Origin of the sequence: Paenibacillus harenae DSM 16969, assembly GCF_000422465.1 — a bacterium.
GTDB lineage: Bacteria > Bacillota > Bacilli > Paenibacillales > Paenibacillaceae > Pristimantibacillus > Pristimantibacillus harenae.
This window is the reverse complement of sequence record NZ_KE383844.1, coordinates 773348-790799: the sequence shown is the minus strand read 5'-3', so window position 1 is coordinate 790799 and position 17452 is coordinate 773348. Positions and strand designations below refer to the sequence as shown.

Sequence of the window (17452 nt, the reverse complement as noted above, 5' to 3'; positions counted from 1 at the left end):
AAGCTCTGTACGATCTCCACCAACGTTCTAGAGAGGCTCTAGGATTTCTTGTCCCAACTATTGTGGTTTCGAATCCACCATCAGTGAAGATCTGCATAGGTGTGATGCCGCTCATGTATGCCTTTACTGCGTACCGTTTAAACTCAGGGCTATATGTAATTGCTTTCTCTGAAACGTGCACGACATTAGGATTTGATTCAAGTATTTTAATCTGCATTGGTGTAAAACATTTGCGTTTAGACATGATGAAAGTTATACCCCGTTCTATTTAGTATGTTAATTAAAACACAAAAACCCGTGAAATAGACACTTTTTTCAAAGTGTCTATTTCACGGGTCACAGTTCAATGTGTATAAGGAGTATATTTTAGAGGTTAAAAATGAGCAGATATTTTCAACTTTGATAAAGAATGAACCCATAAATAATCATGAAGTGCAATTTTGGCTCAAGAGTTAGAGGGGTACCGCCAGGTTCCCCCCAGAAAGATTCCATTGGACCGTTATCGATGCACCGCCCAACTCGGGACATGCTCTGATACATGAAGTGGATGGTTATTGGAATGCCCTAACCATTTTTTTAGACTACTGCATCGAACTGAAGCGGATGTAGTTCATTTATACAGTATTCAAGAAACTCTTTTTCACTTGAAACATCTTTAAACCTACATTTATGGATTCTTTTTACCGTACTCTCTTTTAATTTTTCAAAGGTAGCCATGACTTGTTTATCCTTCAAGCATTGCGAACGAGACAGTTTTTCGATCTCTTTCTCGATCCAATCTAAATCTTCAAGGTAATTCGTTACTCTGTCTGAGGAATAGTATAAATCAAGATAACGGATCTCTTCTTGATATAAGTCCTTGATTTGACTAATCAAAATCTTGTCCTCCATCCGTGATAAAATATAATGACTTTCCTTCATGTTGGTAAGAAGGAATGACTGGTTTGCTACTTAAGCCTCACTGAAATATATTCGTCGGTCATGCTTCTTTTCAGTCCAATAACATCAAAATAGAAGAGATGATTTTGTTAGATTTGTACGATCCTCAATCAGTATAATCATACATTAGTTCCATCAGCACCCATAGAACGAGCCATTAGGTCCGGCGATCGCCTACGGCTGTGCGAGCTGCTGATCCGGTAAGGGCTCCTGTACGGCGTCGTCGGGGGGCTGTAGTGCTTATGGTCAGTCTCGGAGCGCGAGGGTCGGCAGCTCGATAGCGATTCTTCCGCTCTCTTTGCCGTATTTGCGGTATACATCTTTATTTCGTCTGATTAAGAGAAGAGACAATGGGGGGGTATTTGAGAAAAACTCTATTTTTGCTAATTCCGCTCTGGCTGGCAAGCACTTTTTTTTGCAATAGGGTCAATTCATGCGGATTTGGCATACAACTTTGTTGTGAACGACGGTAAATCCTATATCATCACGGACAATCGAGTGGAAGCGGAACAAATCGGTTCAATAATCGGCAAAGTCACATCCTATTCAGACCAGGCAGGCACATACTCAGGGAATTTTTGGAATCAATATCCGAAGGGCTAACTGGCAGTAGAGTGCAACAATCCCCCCGTTTTGAAACAGGGGGATTGTACTATTAGTTTAATTATTAATGCTTTCACCTACTGCCGATAGTACAGTGCCTACAAATATCGGGTTTCCCCAAATGATATAACGTCCTTTTTTATCGGTATCATCGTAAAAGTATTGAAATTTGGCTTTACCGCGTTTGGGGTTTGATTCATTCATGTGCCACATGATGATTTCAGAGATCTTCATAGCTTCTGGTGTACCAACATAACAATCAAGAACAGTACAAACTTGAAGTTTACCTCCGATTTCACTGTCCTTTCCTTGAATAAAAGCCTGAATATCCTCCGTTGCTTCCGCCTTTAACTCAGCGAGTCTTCCGCCAATAAACACTTCCGCATCCTCCTTTCGTATTCTCCATTCTCCACCAACTTTTGATGCTTTAAGTTGTTTATCACGTATATAGCGTCTGATCGTTCTGGGGTGCAATTCAAGCATTTGAGCCAATTGGTCAACCGTTAGTAAATCAGCCAACCCTCAACACCTCCTATGTCCGTATAATTACATATTATTACCTTTTGTTCCTTTTGTGAACCATTTTCCAATAAAAATTTTCATTTTAAAAGACAGCCCACAGAATCACATGGATGTACGATGGAGGTGATTCAGGAAAGGCAGTATTGTTTAGTTATAAACGTACTTACCAAAAAAGTGTGTGGTAGACTATTCTTTAGAACGATCGTTAATTGAGGTGATGGATGTTGTCAGTTTCAAAAAGTGATATTGGAAAAGTCCTAGTAGACTTAGGCATAAATAAAAAACCAGTTTGTGTTCATTCTTCACTCTCTTCATGGGCGGACCCCTATTAGTATGAAAAGGTTGTTAGGATCAAAAGCGCGATCCGCCATTAAGCGAACGGTCAGAGTTATATTAAAGCATAGAGCTCGTTGAAGCACGACACTTGAGGAGGATGAAAGAAATTATGGAAGACTCCGTAGTAACACAAGCCGAACGAATTGCAGGCGATTTTCTGCAGGAACAAACAAAAACATCTTACCAAATCATAGGTAAAGGTATCACAAATCAGGTTTGCGTAGTCGAAACTAAGAGCCATAAAGTCGTTGTTCGCATGAATGATAAAGATACATTTCCAAGCTTTATCAAAGAAAAATGGTGTATCGAGCAAGCAGCCGCAGTTGGCGTTCCTGGACCTGAGGTGTTGTCCATTGGCATCGTTGATGAAACCGCCTATATGATTCAAACTTTTATAGATGGCAATAACGGGTCGGACAGTACGGTTCCCAAGTCCGATGTGTGGAGGAAACTGGGCGAATATGCCAAGCTTATTCATTCGATTCAAGTGAAGGGATATGGAGGGAATCTGATTGATCCAGTCCACGGTGAGTTTCAGTCACCTTCTCATGCAGGATCGGACGGCAGTTGGCAAGGGTATGTGCAGTATAATATCAATAGTTTGACGGAGTCTGATCGGTTGATTGAGCTTGGAGTAATCACTCAGATGGAATCGCAGAGAGTAAGAAAACTGTTTGAAAATTTGAAGAATGAACCGTTCCGCTTCGGTTTAAACCATGGAGATCTCTCTTTAAAGAATACGATTGTCAATCAGGCAAACCAAGTTGTATTGCTGGATTGGAATGCAGAAGTAAGCGTGGTGCCGCATGCAACTGTTGCCCAATTGATGCATTACCAAATCCTAGGACTAGAAGAAAGCGCAAGTGTCGAGGAATTCAAAGCGTTTATGGACGGGTACGGAATAAGTGAAAAAGACCTATCTGAAACGAGGCATCTGCTGCTATTAAGGGCTTTCGATAGCCTCAGGTGGGCTATTGATCGGAGTCCTGATCTGATCGAACCCTATGCTGCGTTTGCGAAACAAGTCATTGACATGATTATGGATTAGCGGATATTGATCGATGTTTTTGTATCTCAATCTAACCAAGGTGTAAAAAATGAATGAACTAACGGCTACGATGCAAATACTAACGGACACGATAGTAGATGCGCGATTTTACTATTCTTATCTCGTGGCGGATATTTCTTAGCAGCCTCTTGCTAAATACAAAGAACCCTTTGCAGGGTTCTTTGTATTGACGCGTAATGAATATTGGGTTACTGCTAATTTTTCGCCTCAACGACGCTGCCGTGCCGAATTACGCTTGGGACGCGGAGAGGTTGAGCCAATCCTCGAAACGGGTCGAAGTGATGCGCGGGTTATCGCCCGGAACGAGTGATTGATCGTTCAACTCTGCGCCGAAGTAGCGGGCGTTGTCGTCGGTGACGACCAATCTTGGGTCTTGTTGCACGCGAAAGAATTGACGGACGAGTTCGTCAAGAGGCAGACGATCCGGGCCGGCCAGCTCGAGAGTACCGTTTACAGGCGCTTCAAGCGTGAAGTCGGCCAGCGCGGCAGCAACGTCTCCCGAAAAGATGGGTTGAATATGGGCAGCAGGTAAACGTACGGTTTCCCCTTCAGTTGCTACATAAGCAATACTATTAATGAACTCTAAGAATTGCGTTGCGCGAACGATTGTATAAGGGATCTTTGAAGCTTTGATCAGTTCTTCTTGAGCCATTTTCGCGCGGAAATATCCGCTTTGGAGAAGGCGGTCCGTACCCACGACCGATAGCGCTACGTGATGCTTTACTCCAGCAGCCGCTTCGGCGGCAAGGAGATTTTGCGTCGACGATTCGAAGAACTCCAATACAGCCTTGTCCTCGAACGAAGGAGAGTTGGCCACGTCTACGACAACCTGAGCGCCGCTAAGCGCCTCGGCCAGCCCCTCGCCGGTAACGGCGTTTATGCCCTTGGAAGGAGATGCCGCGACTGCCTCATGGCCAAGCTGACGAAGGTTGCTCACAAGTTTGGTTCCAATAAGTCCGGTACCGCCAATAACTACGATTTTCATGTTGATCCTCCTAAGGTATTGTATTTCAAGGCCTCTAACGATTATCCCTGTTACGTACTTAGTATCAGCAGCGGATTAGCTTAAACCTGCTTTCGTCAAACCAAACGCTGCGTCAGCCGAACCCGGAACGGTCTTAAAGGCGACGTTCAACCGGTTCCAAGCATTGATCGCCATAACCGAGAAGGTCAGGTCCGAGATTTCTTTCTCAGACAATTGTCCGCGTACACGGTCATAGACTTCGTCAGACACGCCATGCTCAGGCAGTTTCGTTAGAACTTCAGTCCATGCCAGCGCAGCCCGTTCACGCGGAGCGAATAGAGTAGATTCTCTCCATACCGAAAGATGGTAGAGGCGAAGCTCGCTCTCGCCGTGGATCTTGGCTTGTTTGACATGCATGTCCAGACAGAATCCGCATCCATTCATTTGCGAAGCTCTGATGTGAACAAGATCGAGGATCTTTTCTTCTATTGCGCTGTCTTTCTCGGCGTTGCTGAACTCCATTAATTTTTTGAAAAGCTCCGGTGATTCCTTCATAAAGTTTATACGTTGTGTCATAACTGCACCTCTTCTTTCGTATTTGTGAATCGCGCCTTCGAACATATAACGAGGCTCCGATTGATCTTGTGACATGGAGCGATCTTTCCATCTGATAACCCGGCATCTCCTTTCTCTTTCATTCGATCGCTTGCCATTCCACCATATAACGACGATACGATTTCATCTGTGACATCAGCCATGCTGTACATATTAAAAACGAATTTAGAAATGTGTAGAAAGACACCACGAGAATCCGGGCATTTTGTCACAAATAGGGGCTTTAGCTTGTTTTATTATTGGAAGAACTTATTTTATGAGCAGGAATGGACGTGGAATGATGCAAGCATTGTACAATCAATATAAAGGGCTGTTGTTTAAGCTCGCCTACCAACTGACCGGATCGGTATCCGATGCGGAGGATGTCGTACAGGACGTTTTTCTGAAAATACATGACGTACCCCCTGAGAAGCTGGCTGAGCCAAAAGCATATCTCTGCAAAATGGTGACGAACCGATGCCGGGATCTGCAAAAGTCGGCCCGCCGGAAGCGGGAGCAATATTATGGGGAATGGCTGCCGGAACCCTTTCTTAGCTCGGAAGAGGATGTAATGGAATCGGTCGTGCGGGACGATCTCTTGTCATATGCGATGCTTGTACTGCTTGAAAGGCTGTCTCCTACGGAACGGACTGTTTTTGTCCTTCGCGAAGCATTTGGCTTTGATTTCCTTGAGATAGCGGAGCTCGTTGATAAAAGCGAGGTGAACTGCCGCAAGCTGCTCAGCCGCGCAAGAACAAAGATGGGGATTTCCGCCGGAGAGCTTGTTCATCCGGAGGAAGCCAATCAAGAGTGGGTTCATGGTTTCATGGCTGCGCTCAAGCAAGGAAACATGAATCAAATTTTATCGATGCTTGATCAGGATGTTGTCCTTGTCTCCGATGGAGGAGGCAAAGTGACTGCCGCCGTCGAGCCGATCGTAACGCAAGAGCTAGTTGCACGGTTTCTTCTTGGTCCGGTACGCCAAGCTTCTATGGTTGAGGGAGCCGCGGTTATTGAAATCGGCCAAATGAATGGACAACCCTCACTTATTCTTCGTTCTAACGAGGGCATTCATACGGTAGCGATGCTTCATATCAAGGAAAATAAAATTCAAAACTTATATTTCGTCCGGAATCCCGATAAGTTGAAGCATGTAGGCTAAGCAGCTATTTCGAAAAAAGAAGATGCGGCAGACTTGGAGGCGAGACGATTGGGCATTTCATCTGTCCTCCTGGATCTGTTCACTTATTGCATGTTAATCGGCACTTAATGCTTTATGACGGTTCCGTATACTGCCAATCATCCATAGAATCAAGGGAATGGCAATATAGACGAAGGGGTAGAAGACGCTGATAAGAAACATGTTTTTTAACGTATTCGAAATCCGAATATTATGCGTGCTATAGATCACGAACGCCAGCCAGATGAAAGTTGTAACGCAAGCAATAAGCTTCCAATTTTTGAAGCCGGTCCATTCGGCTAACCCGTAGCTACGCTTTGCAGCCGAGTCATTCCATCCAAATAAATGAGTAAAAGCACGGTTTCATCCCTTAACGTAAAAGTGCGCAATACAATGTCCGAGCAATGATTGAATTGTTCTCTGAGATAGGCTTCATTCTCTCCGATACTGCTGCTGATCGTACGCATGGATGCTCCCCTTCCCCAGTGGATAAATATTCCTCGAGCACTATTATGAGCAATGCGGATCACACCTATGCATACAGATGCATGAGAATGATGCTGAGATGTCTTTCGTGCTGCTGTGAACTTGATAATACGAACGGTTAAAACGTATAGTTAAAAAATAAATAGTTAAATGATCAACTATTCGAGAGGAGGCCGTATCATATAGAGAAGTGGAGTCCATTTGAAAAACCTGTCTTATCGGTCGATGTTTTTCTCACACTCTATAAAACGAATCATCATTTGGTGCAGCAATTGGAGGAGCAGCTAGGGAAGTTCGAACTGACGCTCGGGCGTTGGTGTTTGCTCGTTGCTCTGAGGTCCAGCGGAAGAGCGATGGTGCCGTCCGAGTTAAGCGACGAACTTGCTGTTACGAGGGCGAATATAAGCAAGCGGGCCGCATACGAAGGAATTTCGATCCAACCAACAGGAGAAGAATTTTAGTCAGCTTAACACCGGAGGGTCATGAGGTCATTTTGAAGGTATGGCCTGTCTATGAACAGACGATCGCTGAGCATGTAGGTCATAAGCTTACTGAGGAAGAGCAGTTACAATTAAAAGGCCTGTTGAATAAGTTGTTTTAGGCTTCTGGCTTGCCTGTCCAATCGAAAGGACAGGTCTGATTAATAGTTAATTAATTAATTATTAGTTATTTAACTTAAATTTTCGGAATAGCTCTGGAAGGTAGGGCGCTACGAAAGGACCATATTTTTAGATGATAAGGAGACATGAATATGTTTACAGACAAGGTTGCGATTATCACCGGCGGGGGCGCAGGCATCGGACTTGCAGCGGCAAAGTTGTTCGCTGCGCTAGCGCAGTCGTTTCAGTCAGTAATCGGTTCCCAAGTGTGATAATATTTAGGAAGGAATATGGATAAAAAATGAGAGAATGCAGGTGAGAGATTGAACTTTGTTTTCATTAAACGATGTTTAATATTAGTAGCAAGTCTTTTCATCTGGTTTATCATTCACACTACTTTCGTGATAATAGATGGGTTGAATGATGAATTGAAACCTGTTGACGCAGCTGTTGTATTAGGAAATAAAGTTGAAGTTAATGGACAGCCTTCTGAGCGGTTAAAAGCAAGATTAGATAAGTCCGTAGAACTTTATGAGGGGGGCTATTTTTCTTATATCATTGTAAGCGGTGGTATTGGCAAGGAAGGTTTCGATGAGGCAAAGGTTATGAAATCTTACTTAATAGATAAAGGGATACCGGCAGAAAAAATTAAAGTGGATAATAATGGGTACAACTCATATATGACTGCTCAAAATACCAGCAAGATTATGGAGGAATTAGAATTAGACTCCGTTATGGTTATTACTCAATATTTTCATGTAGCTAGGACAAAATTAGCGCTTAGAAAAATGGATATTAAAGAAGTGTATGCAGCTCATGCCAAAATCTTTGAGTTTAGAGATATTTACTCAATATTACGAGAATTCCCGGCATATTATAAATATCTCTATAAATTATCTGGTTAGCGCTCAAGTTGCAGAATATATAACAAAAACAGCGATGAGGATGTCGTTTACGAGGTGAAAGATCATGATTAAAATGCTGAATAAGACGGATCCCGTGCAATATTGGGAGATTTGGTACAACGAAGACGACAAAGAAATCAACATCCACTTCGGCCAACTCGGCGCAATCGGTGAGCACATTACCGAAGCCAAACGAATCGGAATCAAGAAGTTAATGGAGAAACGGGCCGAGGAGAAAATGCTTGAAGGTTATGAATATCTCGACGAAGACGAACTTCACGAGATCATGATTCAATATAAGACTGGAGAGGATTCCGGCGACGATCTAGAGATAAGATACCATGTCGAATCATTAATGGACGAGTGCCTTGGTTGGACGGGAAACGGACACTGTGACGGAGGGGATTACGGTAGCGGAACGATGAATGTTTTTTGCCTTGTCGTTGATGTAGACATAGCGGTCAAGACCATTATAAGCGAATTGGAACAGAATAAACTGCTTGCCGATTCGGTTATTGCGTACGCAAACGGTGATGACTACATTTCGGTGTATCCGGAGCGAGGTGGAATAGTACATATCTTTTAATGGCTGTATGTAGTTGTAAGATGATGTAAAGTGCTAACGTACGATAGCTGAATAAAGTTAAGCTGACTCGATAACGGGATACATAAGTTAAAGGAGCAGGTTACTGTTGCAGCTGCTCCTATATTCATTAAGATAACGGACATGATAGTTCAAATAAAAACAACGAGGCAGCCGACCACAATGATCGGCTGCCTCGTTACGCTAAACGGATACCATAGTCCAATAAACTCACAACAACATCCGGTCATTGCATGCCCCCCTTACGATAGACAGGTGAATTATTAATAACCTGTTAGTATAAGGGGAGCCTACAATTGAAGATTAAGCCATCCGAACTTACAAGAGCGTATTCAAGCAGACCGCTCCGATTTCGCGTACGCGGATCGTGAACAGTTCCGTGCCGGTCGTACGCTCGATTAGTTCCCGGTATTCCGCTACCGCCGCATGCGGCAGAACGGCGAGAATGACGCCGGCGAAGCCGCCGCCGTGTACTCTGCAGGCACCGTCGCCCAACCGGTCGATGAAACGTTCGGTAATGGCGAGTGTAAGCGCAATCCCCTGTTCACGGGACACCGATTCTTGGTAGATGTTCTGCAGCCATTTCCACGAGGAATTACCTGAAGCGGTAATATACTTCAGCACGTTCTGCCACTCGCCCGCCTTCATTGCCTCTACCTGCCGCCCGACGCGGTCATTTTCATCCAGATAATGCAGCGCCCGCAGCACCGCTCGATCTCCGGCAGTTTCGCGGAGTTCCGCGAGTCGGCCGTAGATCATCTCTGCCGTCAAATCGCGACATACCTCCACACCGAAGGCTTGAGCCACCGCCCGCATCTCGTTCGGGATCGAAGCATAATCCTCCGTCAGGTCAGCATGGTTACCGCCGGTGCTGACGATGACAAGGCTGTAACCCGCTGCTTCAAATGTACCTGGAATACGCTCGATCTGCGGCTCTGCCGGCTCCTTAAAGTCGATTGTAATCATACCGCCGTGCGAGCAGGCCATCTGGTCAAGCATCCCTGATGGCTTGTTCCAATAAAGATTTTCGGCATACTTGCCGATGCGCGACATCATGACCGCATCCATCTCTCCGTTGTTATAAACAGTACTTAGAATCTGGCAGATCAGAACTTCGAAAGATGCAGAGGAGCTGAGTCCTGACGCCGGAAGCACGCTACTGCTGATGTAAGCATTGAATCCGCCGATTCGGTACCCGTGCTGCTGGAAACCGTGTGCAATACCGCGGATCAACGCAGCCGTCCCGCCCTCGCCTGCCTGCGGTTCCAGATCACCCAGATTGATGACTGACATGCCTGGATACCCTTCGGAAATTACGGAAATGACTCCGCTGTCCACGGCTGCCGCAGCAGCAATCGTATCCAACTGAATACTAGCAGCCAGCACCTTTCCATTGTTATGGTCCGTATGATTGCCGCCTATCTCTGTGCGACCCGGCGCACTGAAGTATTTCAACGATTCTGTCTTTCCGTATTGCGCACTGTATCCTTCCATACACCTCCGGTACCTGTCGATCTGTCGCTCTCGTTCTTCGCTGCCGTACATCTGCTCCAGCAGCTGTTGTGCCTGAGCCGAATCAAAAAGCTGCTCGAATTGATCGTTCATCTTGAATATCCCTCCAAGTTCTAACTGTTTAAGTAGTAGTTATCATGTCCATTGTACCGAAAGGCAGCGTCTACGGGTAGGGTATTTATGTTTGCTGATCGTTCACTTAATTGTATAATAATTGTCTGAGGTGATAACAATGGCAAGATCCAAAGAATTTGAAGTTAATGAAGTATTGGATAAAGCAATACAACTGTTTTGGACACAAGGATACGAGAAAACTTCAATGCAGGAATTAGTTGATTTTATGGGCATTCATCGGAGAAGTATCTATGATACGTTCGGGGATAAGCATGCCTTGTTTATGAAAGCTCTCGAACGGTATGAAGCTAAGCAAACCCAAAAAATGAAATTCCTCGTTGAAAAGCAAAAGCCGGTCAAGGAATTAATCCGGGAGATCTTCGAATCGACATCGAGAAATGAAGGAAAGCCTCTGGGATGTTTACTTGTGAATTCGGGTGTGGAATTGGGCGTATTGGATCCGGAAGTTGCATCCTTGGTTGAGGAAAGTTATTCCAAGACTGAAGCGTTTTTGACTCAACTTCTTCAGGAAGGGCAGCAATCCGGTGAAATCAGGGCTAACCTTGAAGCTAAAGTTATGTCCCGCTTTTTAATGAATGCCTGGTTGGGACTACGCACATTGGTTAAGACCACGACGGATCAACAAAAGCTAAAGGATATTGTTGATACGACACTGGCTGTATTAGATTGAGCGAGATTACAACCAGTGTTATTTTTGAATACCATAACAATGCGGGCGAATGGCAGATAACTTTGGGTATGATGACCAACGAGGTCACTTTCTAGGCATAGATAGGATTTAATCCTTTCAAAAAAATTCTTTACTGTTCGTTCTAGAAATGGTATGGTAAAAGCAAGTTAGAGCTAACTTTTTTTATTCTAATTAGAATGATCATTCTTTAATTATATTACACACATGAATCTGAACTTTTGGAGGAGAGATTAATATGAAGTACACCGTGATCACAGGAGCAAGCTCCGGCATTGGATATGAGACAGCATTGGCGTTTGCTGCACGCGGCAAAAACTTGATTTTGGTAGCCAGAAGATTGGACAAATTAGAAGAGCTTAAATCGACGATCCAAAATAACCATCCTGAAGTAGATGCTGTGATTCGTACAAGCGATCTGTCGGTTACGGATCAAGCCTATACACTGTATAACGATTTAAAGGAATATCAAATCGAGACATGGATTAATAATGCAGGGCTTGGCGAAGGCTCCTTCGTAGCCGAGCAGAAACTGGAAAAAGTCGAAACCATGTTACGCGTTAACATCGAATCCTTGACCATCCTTTCAACACTATATGTGCGAGATTATGCAGACGTAGAAGGTACTCAGTTAATTAACGTATCATCAGCACTCGGATATGTCATTGCTGTCGGTAGTGTTGCATACTCAGCATCTAAATATTATGTGAGTGCCTTCACAGAAGGGCTTGCAAAAGAACTCGAACTGAAAGGCGCGAAAACAAAGGCTAAAATTCTTGCGCCAGCCATAACGGAAACGGAATTCGTGAAAAAATCAATCGATGTCGAAGATTTTGATTACAAAGCCAACTTGCCTAAGTACCATACTGCCAAGCAAATGGCGAGCTTCATGCTGGATCTTTTTGACAGCAACGAAGTGGTAGGGATCGTAGACCAGAACTATGATTTCAATTTGAGAGGGCAAATCTATCCGATCCTTGAAGAGCTGTAATCTTTATTCGATTGATGGGATATGCGGATTACCCTATCATGAATGAATTAGCTTCTCAAGAAAGGTAACAATAGGTATGAGTGAAAATGGCGTACAACTGAAAATTGTACGCCATACATCTTCCGCGAATACTGAATATGCATAGAAAGAGGATAAAACATGAGAGCAGCGCAAATGCACAAGTATTCAAAAAAAATTCAACTGGAACTGAATGAGGCGGAAATACCGGAAATCAATAGCGATGAGGTTCTCATTAACGTAAAAGCTGCGGGTGTAAATCCATTAGATATTCTAATTATAAATGGCAGTGTTCGGATGATTTCTGATTATGAGTTCCCATTAACTTTAGGAAATGAACTATCCGGCGTTATTGAAGCCGTAGGAAAAGAGGTTGTGAATTTCCGTGTGGGTGATCGCGTTTATACGCGATTGCCGATGAACCATATTGGAGCTTTTGCGGAATACGCAGCGGTGAAGGAAGAGGCTATAGCCGTCATGCCTGAAAATCTTACGTTTACTGAAGCAGCGGCTGTACCTCTCACTGCTTTGACGGCATATCAAGCATTACATGATATGCTTCATGCTCAGCCCAATAAAAAGCTGTTTATTCCTGGAGGAACCGGAGGCTTTGGTGCAATGGCAATTCCTATCGCCAAATCCATGGGTTTGTACGTCATTACAAGCGGCAGCGAAAGAGGCAGATCACGTACCCTGTCCATTGGCGCAGACCAATTCATCAATTATAAAGAAGAGAACTATGCTGACGTTCTATCCGACATTGATTACGTGATCGACACCTTGGGAACCAAAGAGATCAAGGCCGAAATGGGTATTCTAAAACCCCAAGGGAAATTGGTATCCTTGAAAGCTGCGCCAAATTATCAATTTGCGGCTGATCGGAAATTTCCATTTTGGAAAAGACTATTGTTTGGCTTAGTTGGGTCCCGCATCGATTCTTTGGCGCGCAAGCATCAAATTGAATATCGTTTTATATTCGTGCAGGCCAATGGCAGTCAGTTACAAGAGGTCACTAATTTTATTGAACAAGAAAACATCAAGCCCTCAATAGACTCCGTTTATCATTTTAATGACATTAACAAGGCATTGGTTAAAGTCTCTACTGGCCATTCGCAAGGCAAAGTAATTGTAACGTTCTAAGCCGGGCTTTCGTAGCTGGATTTCCGATGACAGAGACGTATACCGTTTAAAGCGACATATTTTTTTCGTTCTATTAGAATGATCATTCCCTAATTTTCAGTTTCTCCGTGCCCTGGTCCAGGTAGCTGGAAACGTTACAATATAGATATAGTTTAAACATAACATTTAAATATGAGGTGGGATACCAGAATGAGAAAGACGGTTCTTATCACAGGGGTTTCCGGTGGGATTGGTAAAGAATTAGCTGATCGGTTTGTCAAGGGCGGACACAATATAGTGCTGGTGGCTCGCAGCGAGAGTAAAATAGTGGAACTCGCGCAGGAATATCGAAAAAAATACGGCATTCAGGCAACGGTCATCGCCAAGGATGTGGCGGCACCGGGGGTACCCGAGGAAATCTTCACGGAGCTCAAGGAGAAGGGGATTACCGTTGACTATTTGGTCAACAATGCCGGCTTTGGTTTGTTTGGGACATTTATGGAAACGGATATGGAGCTAGAAGTGAATATGATTGACGTTAATATCAAGGCTCTGACGGTTATGACGAAGCTATTCTTGCCGGATATGATCAAACGCGGACAAGGTGGAGTGATGAATGTAGCTTCCTTGGTGGGTTTCTTCCCGGGACCGATGATGTCTGTTTACTATGCGACGAAGGCGTACGTGTTGTCGTTCACCGAAGCTTTGGCGAACGAAGTGAGAGGAACGGGCGTGACTTTAACCGCATTATGCCCGGGGCTGACGTCAACCGGCTTTGTTGATCGTTCGGGTATGGGCGCCTCGAAAATGTCGAAGGGCGCGATCATGGAAGCTGGACAGGTGGCTGAAGAAGGGTATCGAGGCTTCTTGCGTGGCAAGACATTAATTATACCCGGTGCCCGCAACCGTTTTATTGCGTTTATGCCGAGACTGCTGCCTCGTAAGATGGTGACACGTTTAATTAGAAGCTTACAGGACAGGACGGAGCATTGATTCGAACGGGGAACGTTAAACATGAACGAGAAACTAGTCGTACTGCGAATAAAGATCATCAAAGGTACAATTAGCAATACAGGTGAATCTAGGTATGATGTAGTCAAGGATAAGATGAAGAAAAATGGCTGGGACTTCATTTTGGTTAGTTGACCGGATGGCAAACATCCTGTAAAATTTTGTTAAGTCAATACTTTAGGGTAATGAGCTTACTTAAAGGTAAGGGGATGATTTATCAATGATTCATCAGCTTGAATGTCCAATGGAGACAATCATTCATGTTCTAGGCGGCAAATGGAAACCAATGATTTTATGGCATTTGATACAGTCCAATAAGCGATTCAACGATCTGGAAAAACTTATACCTGATGTTTCTCAAAAAATGCTTTCACAACATCTACGGGACTTGGAACGAGAGGGAATAATCGATAGAACGGTCTACCCCACCGTCCCTCCAAAAGTAGAATATTCCCTTAGTGAATATGGCAAAACATTAATTCCTGTAGCAGAAGTCATGTGTGCTTGGGGAGAAAACCATAATAAGCGGAAATATGAAGAATCTGCTTCTTAAAGCTGGTTCCATTCATTTTCACACTAATTCAAGGACGAATAGCAAAAGCTGCCGCGGGATTTTCCCAGGCAGCTTTTGCTATTTACGGTCAATCTTCCTTTACGATCTTCACCGTGGACCAACAAGGATAATCCTTTCTGCTTAAAGCTTACTTTTAAGTAAGGACCCTACAATAAAGTGGGTTCTTATCAAGATCTTTAAACGGTGCTAAGCTTGAGTCAATCCTGAGATGAACGATCGGGAGTCATTATAAAAGGAGGAAAAGACGATGAAAATTATTGTTTTCGGAGCAACGGGAAATACGGGGAGAAGAGCGCTGGAGCAAGGGTATAAAATGGGACATGAAATGACCGCATTCGTGCGAAACTCCGGAAAATTTTATGAACAGCAAGGAGAGCGTTCCGCCAAACATGTGAAGGTGATCGTGGACGATATCATAAACCCAGTAAGCGTCGGCGAAGCGCTCTCGCATCAAGACGCCGCTATTATTGCTGCCGGCCATGCAGGTCAAGGAGATGAGTTCGTTCGTCTCGTTGATAACATTATAAGCCAATGTGAAATCCACCCTAGTTTTACCGGGAGGGTATGGGTAATGGGAGGCGCCGGCCTGCTGGATATTCCATATACTGATCTCATTGGCAACAATCTGCCCGGATTCCCGCCAGCGTATAAAAACCACAGCCGGAATTTTGAACGACTGCTGCAGTCTGAGCTCGATTGGTCCATTATGTGTCCGGGAACTATGGTTGATTCGATAGAGTCTCCGGCGTCGGTTCATCTGCATGTAACAACGGAAACCTTGCCCCTATCAATTCCGAAGACGATCAAGGAATTTTCCGAGGCCGATATAGCCGGTTACTTGTTCAGCCGCCTTCAAGAGCTGGAAGTTGCTTATGATGATGTCGTGAAATGCATGCTGGACCATACAGAGCTCGGAGGGCCTTTTAAGAGGAAAAGGGTCGGACTCGCCTATCAAAGCGATATTCCGGTGAGCTAAGGAGCAAAAAGGGAGATGGTGAATTTGTTTGGATGGATCCTCGTTTTGCACATATTGGCTTCTATCGCGGTAATCGGTCCCGCTTTCGTGGTACCCTTCATTCGAAGGTCTGCTAGAACCGTTGGCCAGTTGCGCTTTGCTTTTGATGTAACGAACAAGCTTGCCATCCTGCCTAAAATTGGCGGAGCCGCACTTATTATTACCGGGGTTTGGCTTATGGTCATAACCAAGATGGGGTTGTCCCAAATGTGGCTAAATATATCGATCCTTTTATCGCTGCTCTTGGTCGCCACGATCGAAGGATTGATCGGGCCGCGCATGAAAAAGATCATGGAGATTGTATCTCTAAGTCAAAGCAAAGGGGATGAAGTACCCGCCGAGCTCGGTCGATCGATGAAAAGGATCGTACCAATCGAGACGGCATCACAGCTGCTTATGATTGCCATAACCGTACTTATGGTCCTTAAACCATTCTAAGCTCCATTTTTCGATAAATCAGTGCGAGCAGCACGGAAGGAATCGTACAAACAATCATCCCGATAAAAGCATATCTTGGTTCGATTTCGTATAAATAGCCGCCGAAAAGGGTGAACACTGCCGTACTCCAGCTAAGCGCCAACGCAGAATACATCCCTTGTGCTTTGGGGATCTGTATATGCGGAATGTTTTTGATTAAGTATTTCATAAAGGCATAATGCGCCATAGCAAACGAGAACGCATGCAAAGTTTGCGCTATACAGAAAATAATCACATTTGGGAAGGCAAATACTAATATCCAACGAACAGATGAACCAATTGCCGCTAGTGTCAGTAACGATCCCGCTGAAAATTTACTTAAGATTTTATCTGCAAGGGAGAAGAAGACGATTTCTGCAATCACGGCAATGTTAATAATGAGACCAATCATGTATATTGGCGCATGGATTTCTTGTAGAAAAATATAACCGTAATTGTAATAAGCCGCATGTGCCGCTTGCAGTAAAATGACGATAATGAGTACCAAACTAAAGTGTTTGATACGGAATAAATGGTTCAGGCCAGCTTTTTTTGTTTGGTCGACTTGCGGCTTTTCAGATAAAATAACAGGTGCACGCATAAACCCAAGACCCACAAATCCCACAATTCCTAACAACAGCGCCCAAAAAATCACTTCATCTCCGAGCATTCCCGTAAAAACAGTTAAAATCATGCCGACGAAGACAAACCCGATGGATCCCCACTGGCGGCTTCTCCCATAATGCCTTAATTGTTTACTTTGCACCAGGACACCGGCAGCGCTATCTAAAGCAGGCATTAGCGTTGGGTAAAACAGATGTAAAACAATGGTTGCGGTTAGTAAACTGCCAAAGGAACTTGCCGGAATATAACAGACTAAAGCAACCAGCGTGCCGATTCCTGCCACCTTTAATAACATTTTACTGCTAAATCTCCCTGATAAATAAGGAAATGCAAATAATGTAGAAAGGCCCCTTGCAATCAATCCTAAGCTCATGATCAAGCTGGCTTGCGAGACGGAGATTCCTTTTGTATAAATCATCCACCCTGACCAATAAGGCAGAAAAATGCCCCATGTCATAAAAAAACTGAAAAACCGTATACTCATCCAGCGTTGTGCGTTCATTCCGTA

General features: G+C 44.2%; 19 protein-coding genes. 11 read left to right on the top strand and 8 right to left on the bottom strand.

Translation table 11 applies throughout. The annotated features are described in order from the left end of the window. From H581_RS38655 to H581_RS35615, 3 genes are all read right to left on the bottom strand, one after another. On the bottom strand, positions 1-244 hold a 244-nt coding region (locus H581_RS38655; RefSeq protein ID WP_342663458.1), incomplete at its 3' end, for an HTH domain-containing protein. A gap of 332 nt (positions 245-576) precedes the next feature. Further along, complete coding sequence (locus H581_RS0127855) at positions 577-876, bottom strand: hypothetical protein (RefSeq protein ID WP_028612875.1); 300 nt, start codon at positions 874-876, stop codon at positions 577-579. Positions 877-1599: 723 nt separating this feature from the next. Further along, positions 1600-2061, bottom strand: a complete 462-nt coding sequence (locus H581_RS35615; protein ID WP_036720153.1) for a helix-turn-helix domain-containing protein — start codon at positions 2059-2061, stop codon at positions 1600-1602. Positions 2062-2497: 436 nt separating this feature from the next. Between H581_RS35615 and H581_RS0127845 the strand changes: the two genes are divergently transcribed. Next, positions 2498-3448, top strand: a complete 951-nt coding sequence (locus H581_RS0127845) for an aminoglycoside phosphotransferase family protein (RefSeq protein ID WP_245600170.1) — start codon at positions 2498-2500, stop codon at positions 3446-3448. A gap of 250 nt (positions 3449-3698) precedes the next feature. Here the strand turns inward: H581_RS0127845 and H581_RS0127840 are convergent, their stop codons facing one another. Both H581_RS0127840 and H581_RS0127835 read right to left on the bottom strand, forming a co-directional pair. After that, complete coding sequence (locus H581_RS0127840; protein WP_028612873.1) at positions 3699-4454, bottom strand: SDR family oxidoreductase; 756 nt, start codon at positions 4452-4454, stop codon at positions 3699-3701. Positions 4455-4529: 75 nt separating this feature from the next. Next, positions 4530-5009: a carboxymuconolactone decarboxylase family protein gene (locus H581_RS0127835; RefSeq protein WP_028612872.1), complete on the bottom strand. Its 480-nt coding sequence runs from the start codon at positions 5007-5009 to the stop codon at positions 4530-4532. A 319-nt stretch (positions 5010-5328) separates the two neighbouring features. Between H581_RS0127835 and H581_RS0127830 the strand changes: the two genes are divergently transcribed. After that, positions 5329-6189 carry an RNA polymerase sigma-70 factor gene (locus tag H581_RS0127830; RefSeq protein WP_028612871.1) on the top strand — a complete coding sequence of 287 codons (861 nt, stop codon included), beginning with the start codon at positions 5329-5331 and terminating at the stop codon, positions 6187-6189. Positions 6190-6506: 317 nt separating this feature from the next. On the opposite strand, the gene H581_RS38120 is transcribed toward H581_RS0127830, so the two are convergent. After that, entirely contained in the window at positions 6507-6674 is a 168-nt protein-coding gene (locus H581_RS38120) for a hypothetical protein (RefSeq protein WP_156889700.1), read from the bottom strand. Between the two features lie 1046 nt (positions 6675-7720). Between H581_RS38120 and H581_RS0127810 the strand changes: the two genes are divergently transcribed. Further along, positions 7721-8197, top strand: coding sequence for a YdcF family protein (locus H581_RS0127810; protein ID WP_245600169.1), 477 nt, complete (start codon positions 7721-7723; stop codon positions 8195-8197). A 64-nt stretch (positions 8198-8261) separates the two neighbouring features. Then, positions 8262-8783: a hypothetical protein gene (locus tag H581_RS0127805; protein WP_028612869.1), complete on the top strand. Its 522-nt coding sequence runs from the start codon at positions 8262-8264 to the stop codon at positions 8781-8783. 336 nt (positions 8784-9119) lie between these two features. Here the strand turns inward: H581_RS0127805 and H581_RS0127800 are convergent, their stop codons facing one another. After that, positions 9120-10406, bottom strand: coding sequence for a galactokinase (locus H581_RS0127800; RefSeq protein WP_028612868.1), 1287 nt, complete (start codon positions 10404-10406; stop codon positions 9120-9122). A 139-nt stretch (positions 10407-10545) separates the two neighbouring features. Between H581_RS0127800 and H581_RS0127795 the strand changes: the two genes are divergently transcribed. The 7 genes from H581_RS0127795 to H581_RS0127760 all read left to right on the top strand — a co-directional run bounded on the left by H581_RS0127795 (position 10546) and on the right by H581_RS0127760 (position 16302). Then, positions 10546-11118: a TetR/AcrR family transcriptional regulator gene (locus tag H581_RS0127795; RefSeq protein WP_028612867.1), complete on the top strand. Its 573-nt coding sequence runs from the start codon at positions 10546-10548 to the stop codon at positions 11116-11118. Between the two features lie 256 nt (positions 11119-11374). Continuing rightward, positions 11375-12127 (top strand): SDR family NAD(P)-dependent oxidoreductase, encoded by a 753-nt coding sequence (locus tag H581_RS0127790; RefSeq protein WP_028612866.1) that lies wholly within the window; start codon positions 11375-11377, stop codon positions 12125-12127. A gap of 159 nt (positions 12128-12286) precedes the next feature. Then, positions 12287-13285, top strand: coding sequence for an NADP-dependent oxidoreductase (locus H581_RS0127785; protein ID WP_028612865.1), 999 nt, complete (start codon positions 12287-12289; stop codon positions 13283-13285). A 189-nt stretch (positions 13286-13474) separates the two neighbouring features. Further along, positions 13475-14257 (top strand): SDR family NAD(P)-dependent oxidoreductase, encoded by a 783-nt coding sequence (locus tag H581_RS0127780; RefSeq protein ID WP_028612864.1) that lies wholly within the window; start codon positions 13475-13477, stop codon positions 14255-14257. Between the two features lie 238 nt (positions 14258-14495). Next, positions 14496-14828, top strand: a complete 333-nt coding sequence (locus H581_RS0127770; RefSeq protein WP_028612863.1) for a winged helix-turn-helix transcriptional regulator — start codon at positions 14496-14498, stop codon at positions 14826-14828. 268 nt (positions 14829-15096) lie between these two features. Beyond that, positions 15097-15825 carry an NAD(P)-dependent oxidoreductase gene (locus tag H581_RS0127765; RefSeq protein ID WP_028612862.1) on the top strand — a complete coding sequence of 243 codons (729 nt, stop codon included), beginning with the start codon at positions 15097-15099 and terminating at the stop codon, positions 15823-15825. 15 nt (positions 15826-15840) lie between these two features. Further along, positions 15841-16302 (top strand): DUF2269 family protein, encoded by a 462-nt coding sequence (locus H581_RS0127760; protein WP_036720147.1) that lies wholly within the window; start codon positions 15841-15843, stop codon positions 16300-16302. Here H581_RS0127760 and H581_RS0127755 read toward each other — a convergent pair. Continuing rightward, the gene (locus H581_RS0127755; RefSeq protein ID WP_028612860.1) at positions 16289-17446 is read right to left on the bottom strand and encodes an MFS transporter; all 1158 of its coding nucleotides are present in this window, start codon (positions 17444-17446) and stop codon (positions 16289-16291) included. The two genes, H581_RS0127760 and H581_RS0127755, sit on opposite strands and share 14 nt — an antisense overlap. Positions 17447-17452 lie beyond the last annotated feature (6 nt).

Coding starts and splice junctions, on each gene's coding strand:
- H581_RS38120 (WP_156889700.1), bottom strand. CDS start 6,674: ATGCGTACGATCAGCAGCAGTATCGGAGAGAATGAAGCCTATCTCAGA.
- H581_RS0127785 (WP_028612865.1), top strand. CDS start 12,287: ATGAGAGCAGCGCAAATGCACAAGTATTCAAAAAAAATTCAACTGGAA.
- H581_RS0127790 (WP_028612866.1), top strand. CDS start 11,375: ATGAAGTACACCGTGATCACAGGAGCAAGCTCCGGCATTGGATATGAG.
- H581_RS0127755 (WP_028612860.1), bottom strand. CDS start 17,446: ATGAACGCACAACGCTGGATGAGTATACGGTTTTTCAGTTTTTTTATG.
- H581_RS0127780 (WP_028612864.1), top strand. CDS start 13,475: ATGAGAAAGACGGTTCTTATCACAGGGGTTTCCGGTGGGATTGGTAAA.
- H581_RS0127830 (WP_028612871.1), top strand. CDS start 5,329: ATGCAAGCATTGTACAATCAATATAAAGGGCTGTTGTTTAAGCTCGCC.
- H581_RS0127845 (WP_245600170.1), top strand. CDS start 2,498: ATGAAAGAAATTATGGAAGACTCCGTAGTAACACAAGCCGAACGAATT.
- H581_RS0127770 (WP_028612863.1), top strand. CDS start 14,496: ATGATTCATCAGCTTGAATGTCCAATGGAGACAATCATTCATGTTCTA.
- H581_RS0127800 (WP_028612868.1), bottom strand. CDS start 10,406: ATGAACGATCAATTCGAGCAGCTTTTTGATTCGGCTCAGGCACAACAG.
- H581_RS0127805 (WP_028612869.1), top strand. CDS start 8,262: ATGATTAAAATGCTGAATAAGACGGATCCCGTGCAATATTGGGAGATT.
- H581_RS0127795 (WP_028612867.1), top strand. CDS start 10,546: ATGGCAAGATCCAAAGAATTTGAAGTTAATGAAGTATTGGATAAAGCA.
- H581_RS0127765 (WP_028612862.1), top strand. CDS start 15,097: ATGAAAATTATTGTTTTCGGAGCAACGGGAAATACGGGGAGAAGAGCG.
- H581_RS0127840 (WP_028612873.1), bottom strand. CDS start 4,454: ATGAAAATCGTAGTTATTGGCGGTACCGGACTTATTGGAACCAAACTT.
- H581_RS0127835 (WP_028612872.1), bottom strand. CDS start 5,009: ATGACACAACGTATAAACTTTATGAAGGAATCACCGGAGCTTTTCAAA.
- H581_RS0127760 (WP_036720147.1), top strand. CDS start 15,841: ATGGTGAATTTGTTTGGATGGATCCTCGTTTTGCACATATTGGCTTCT.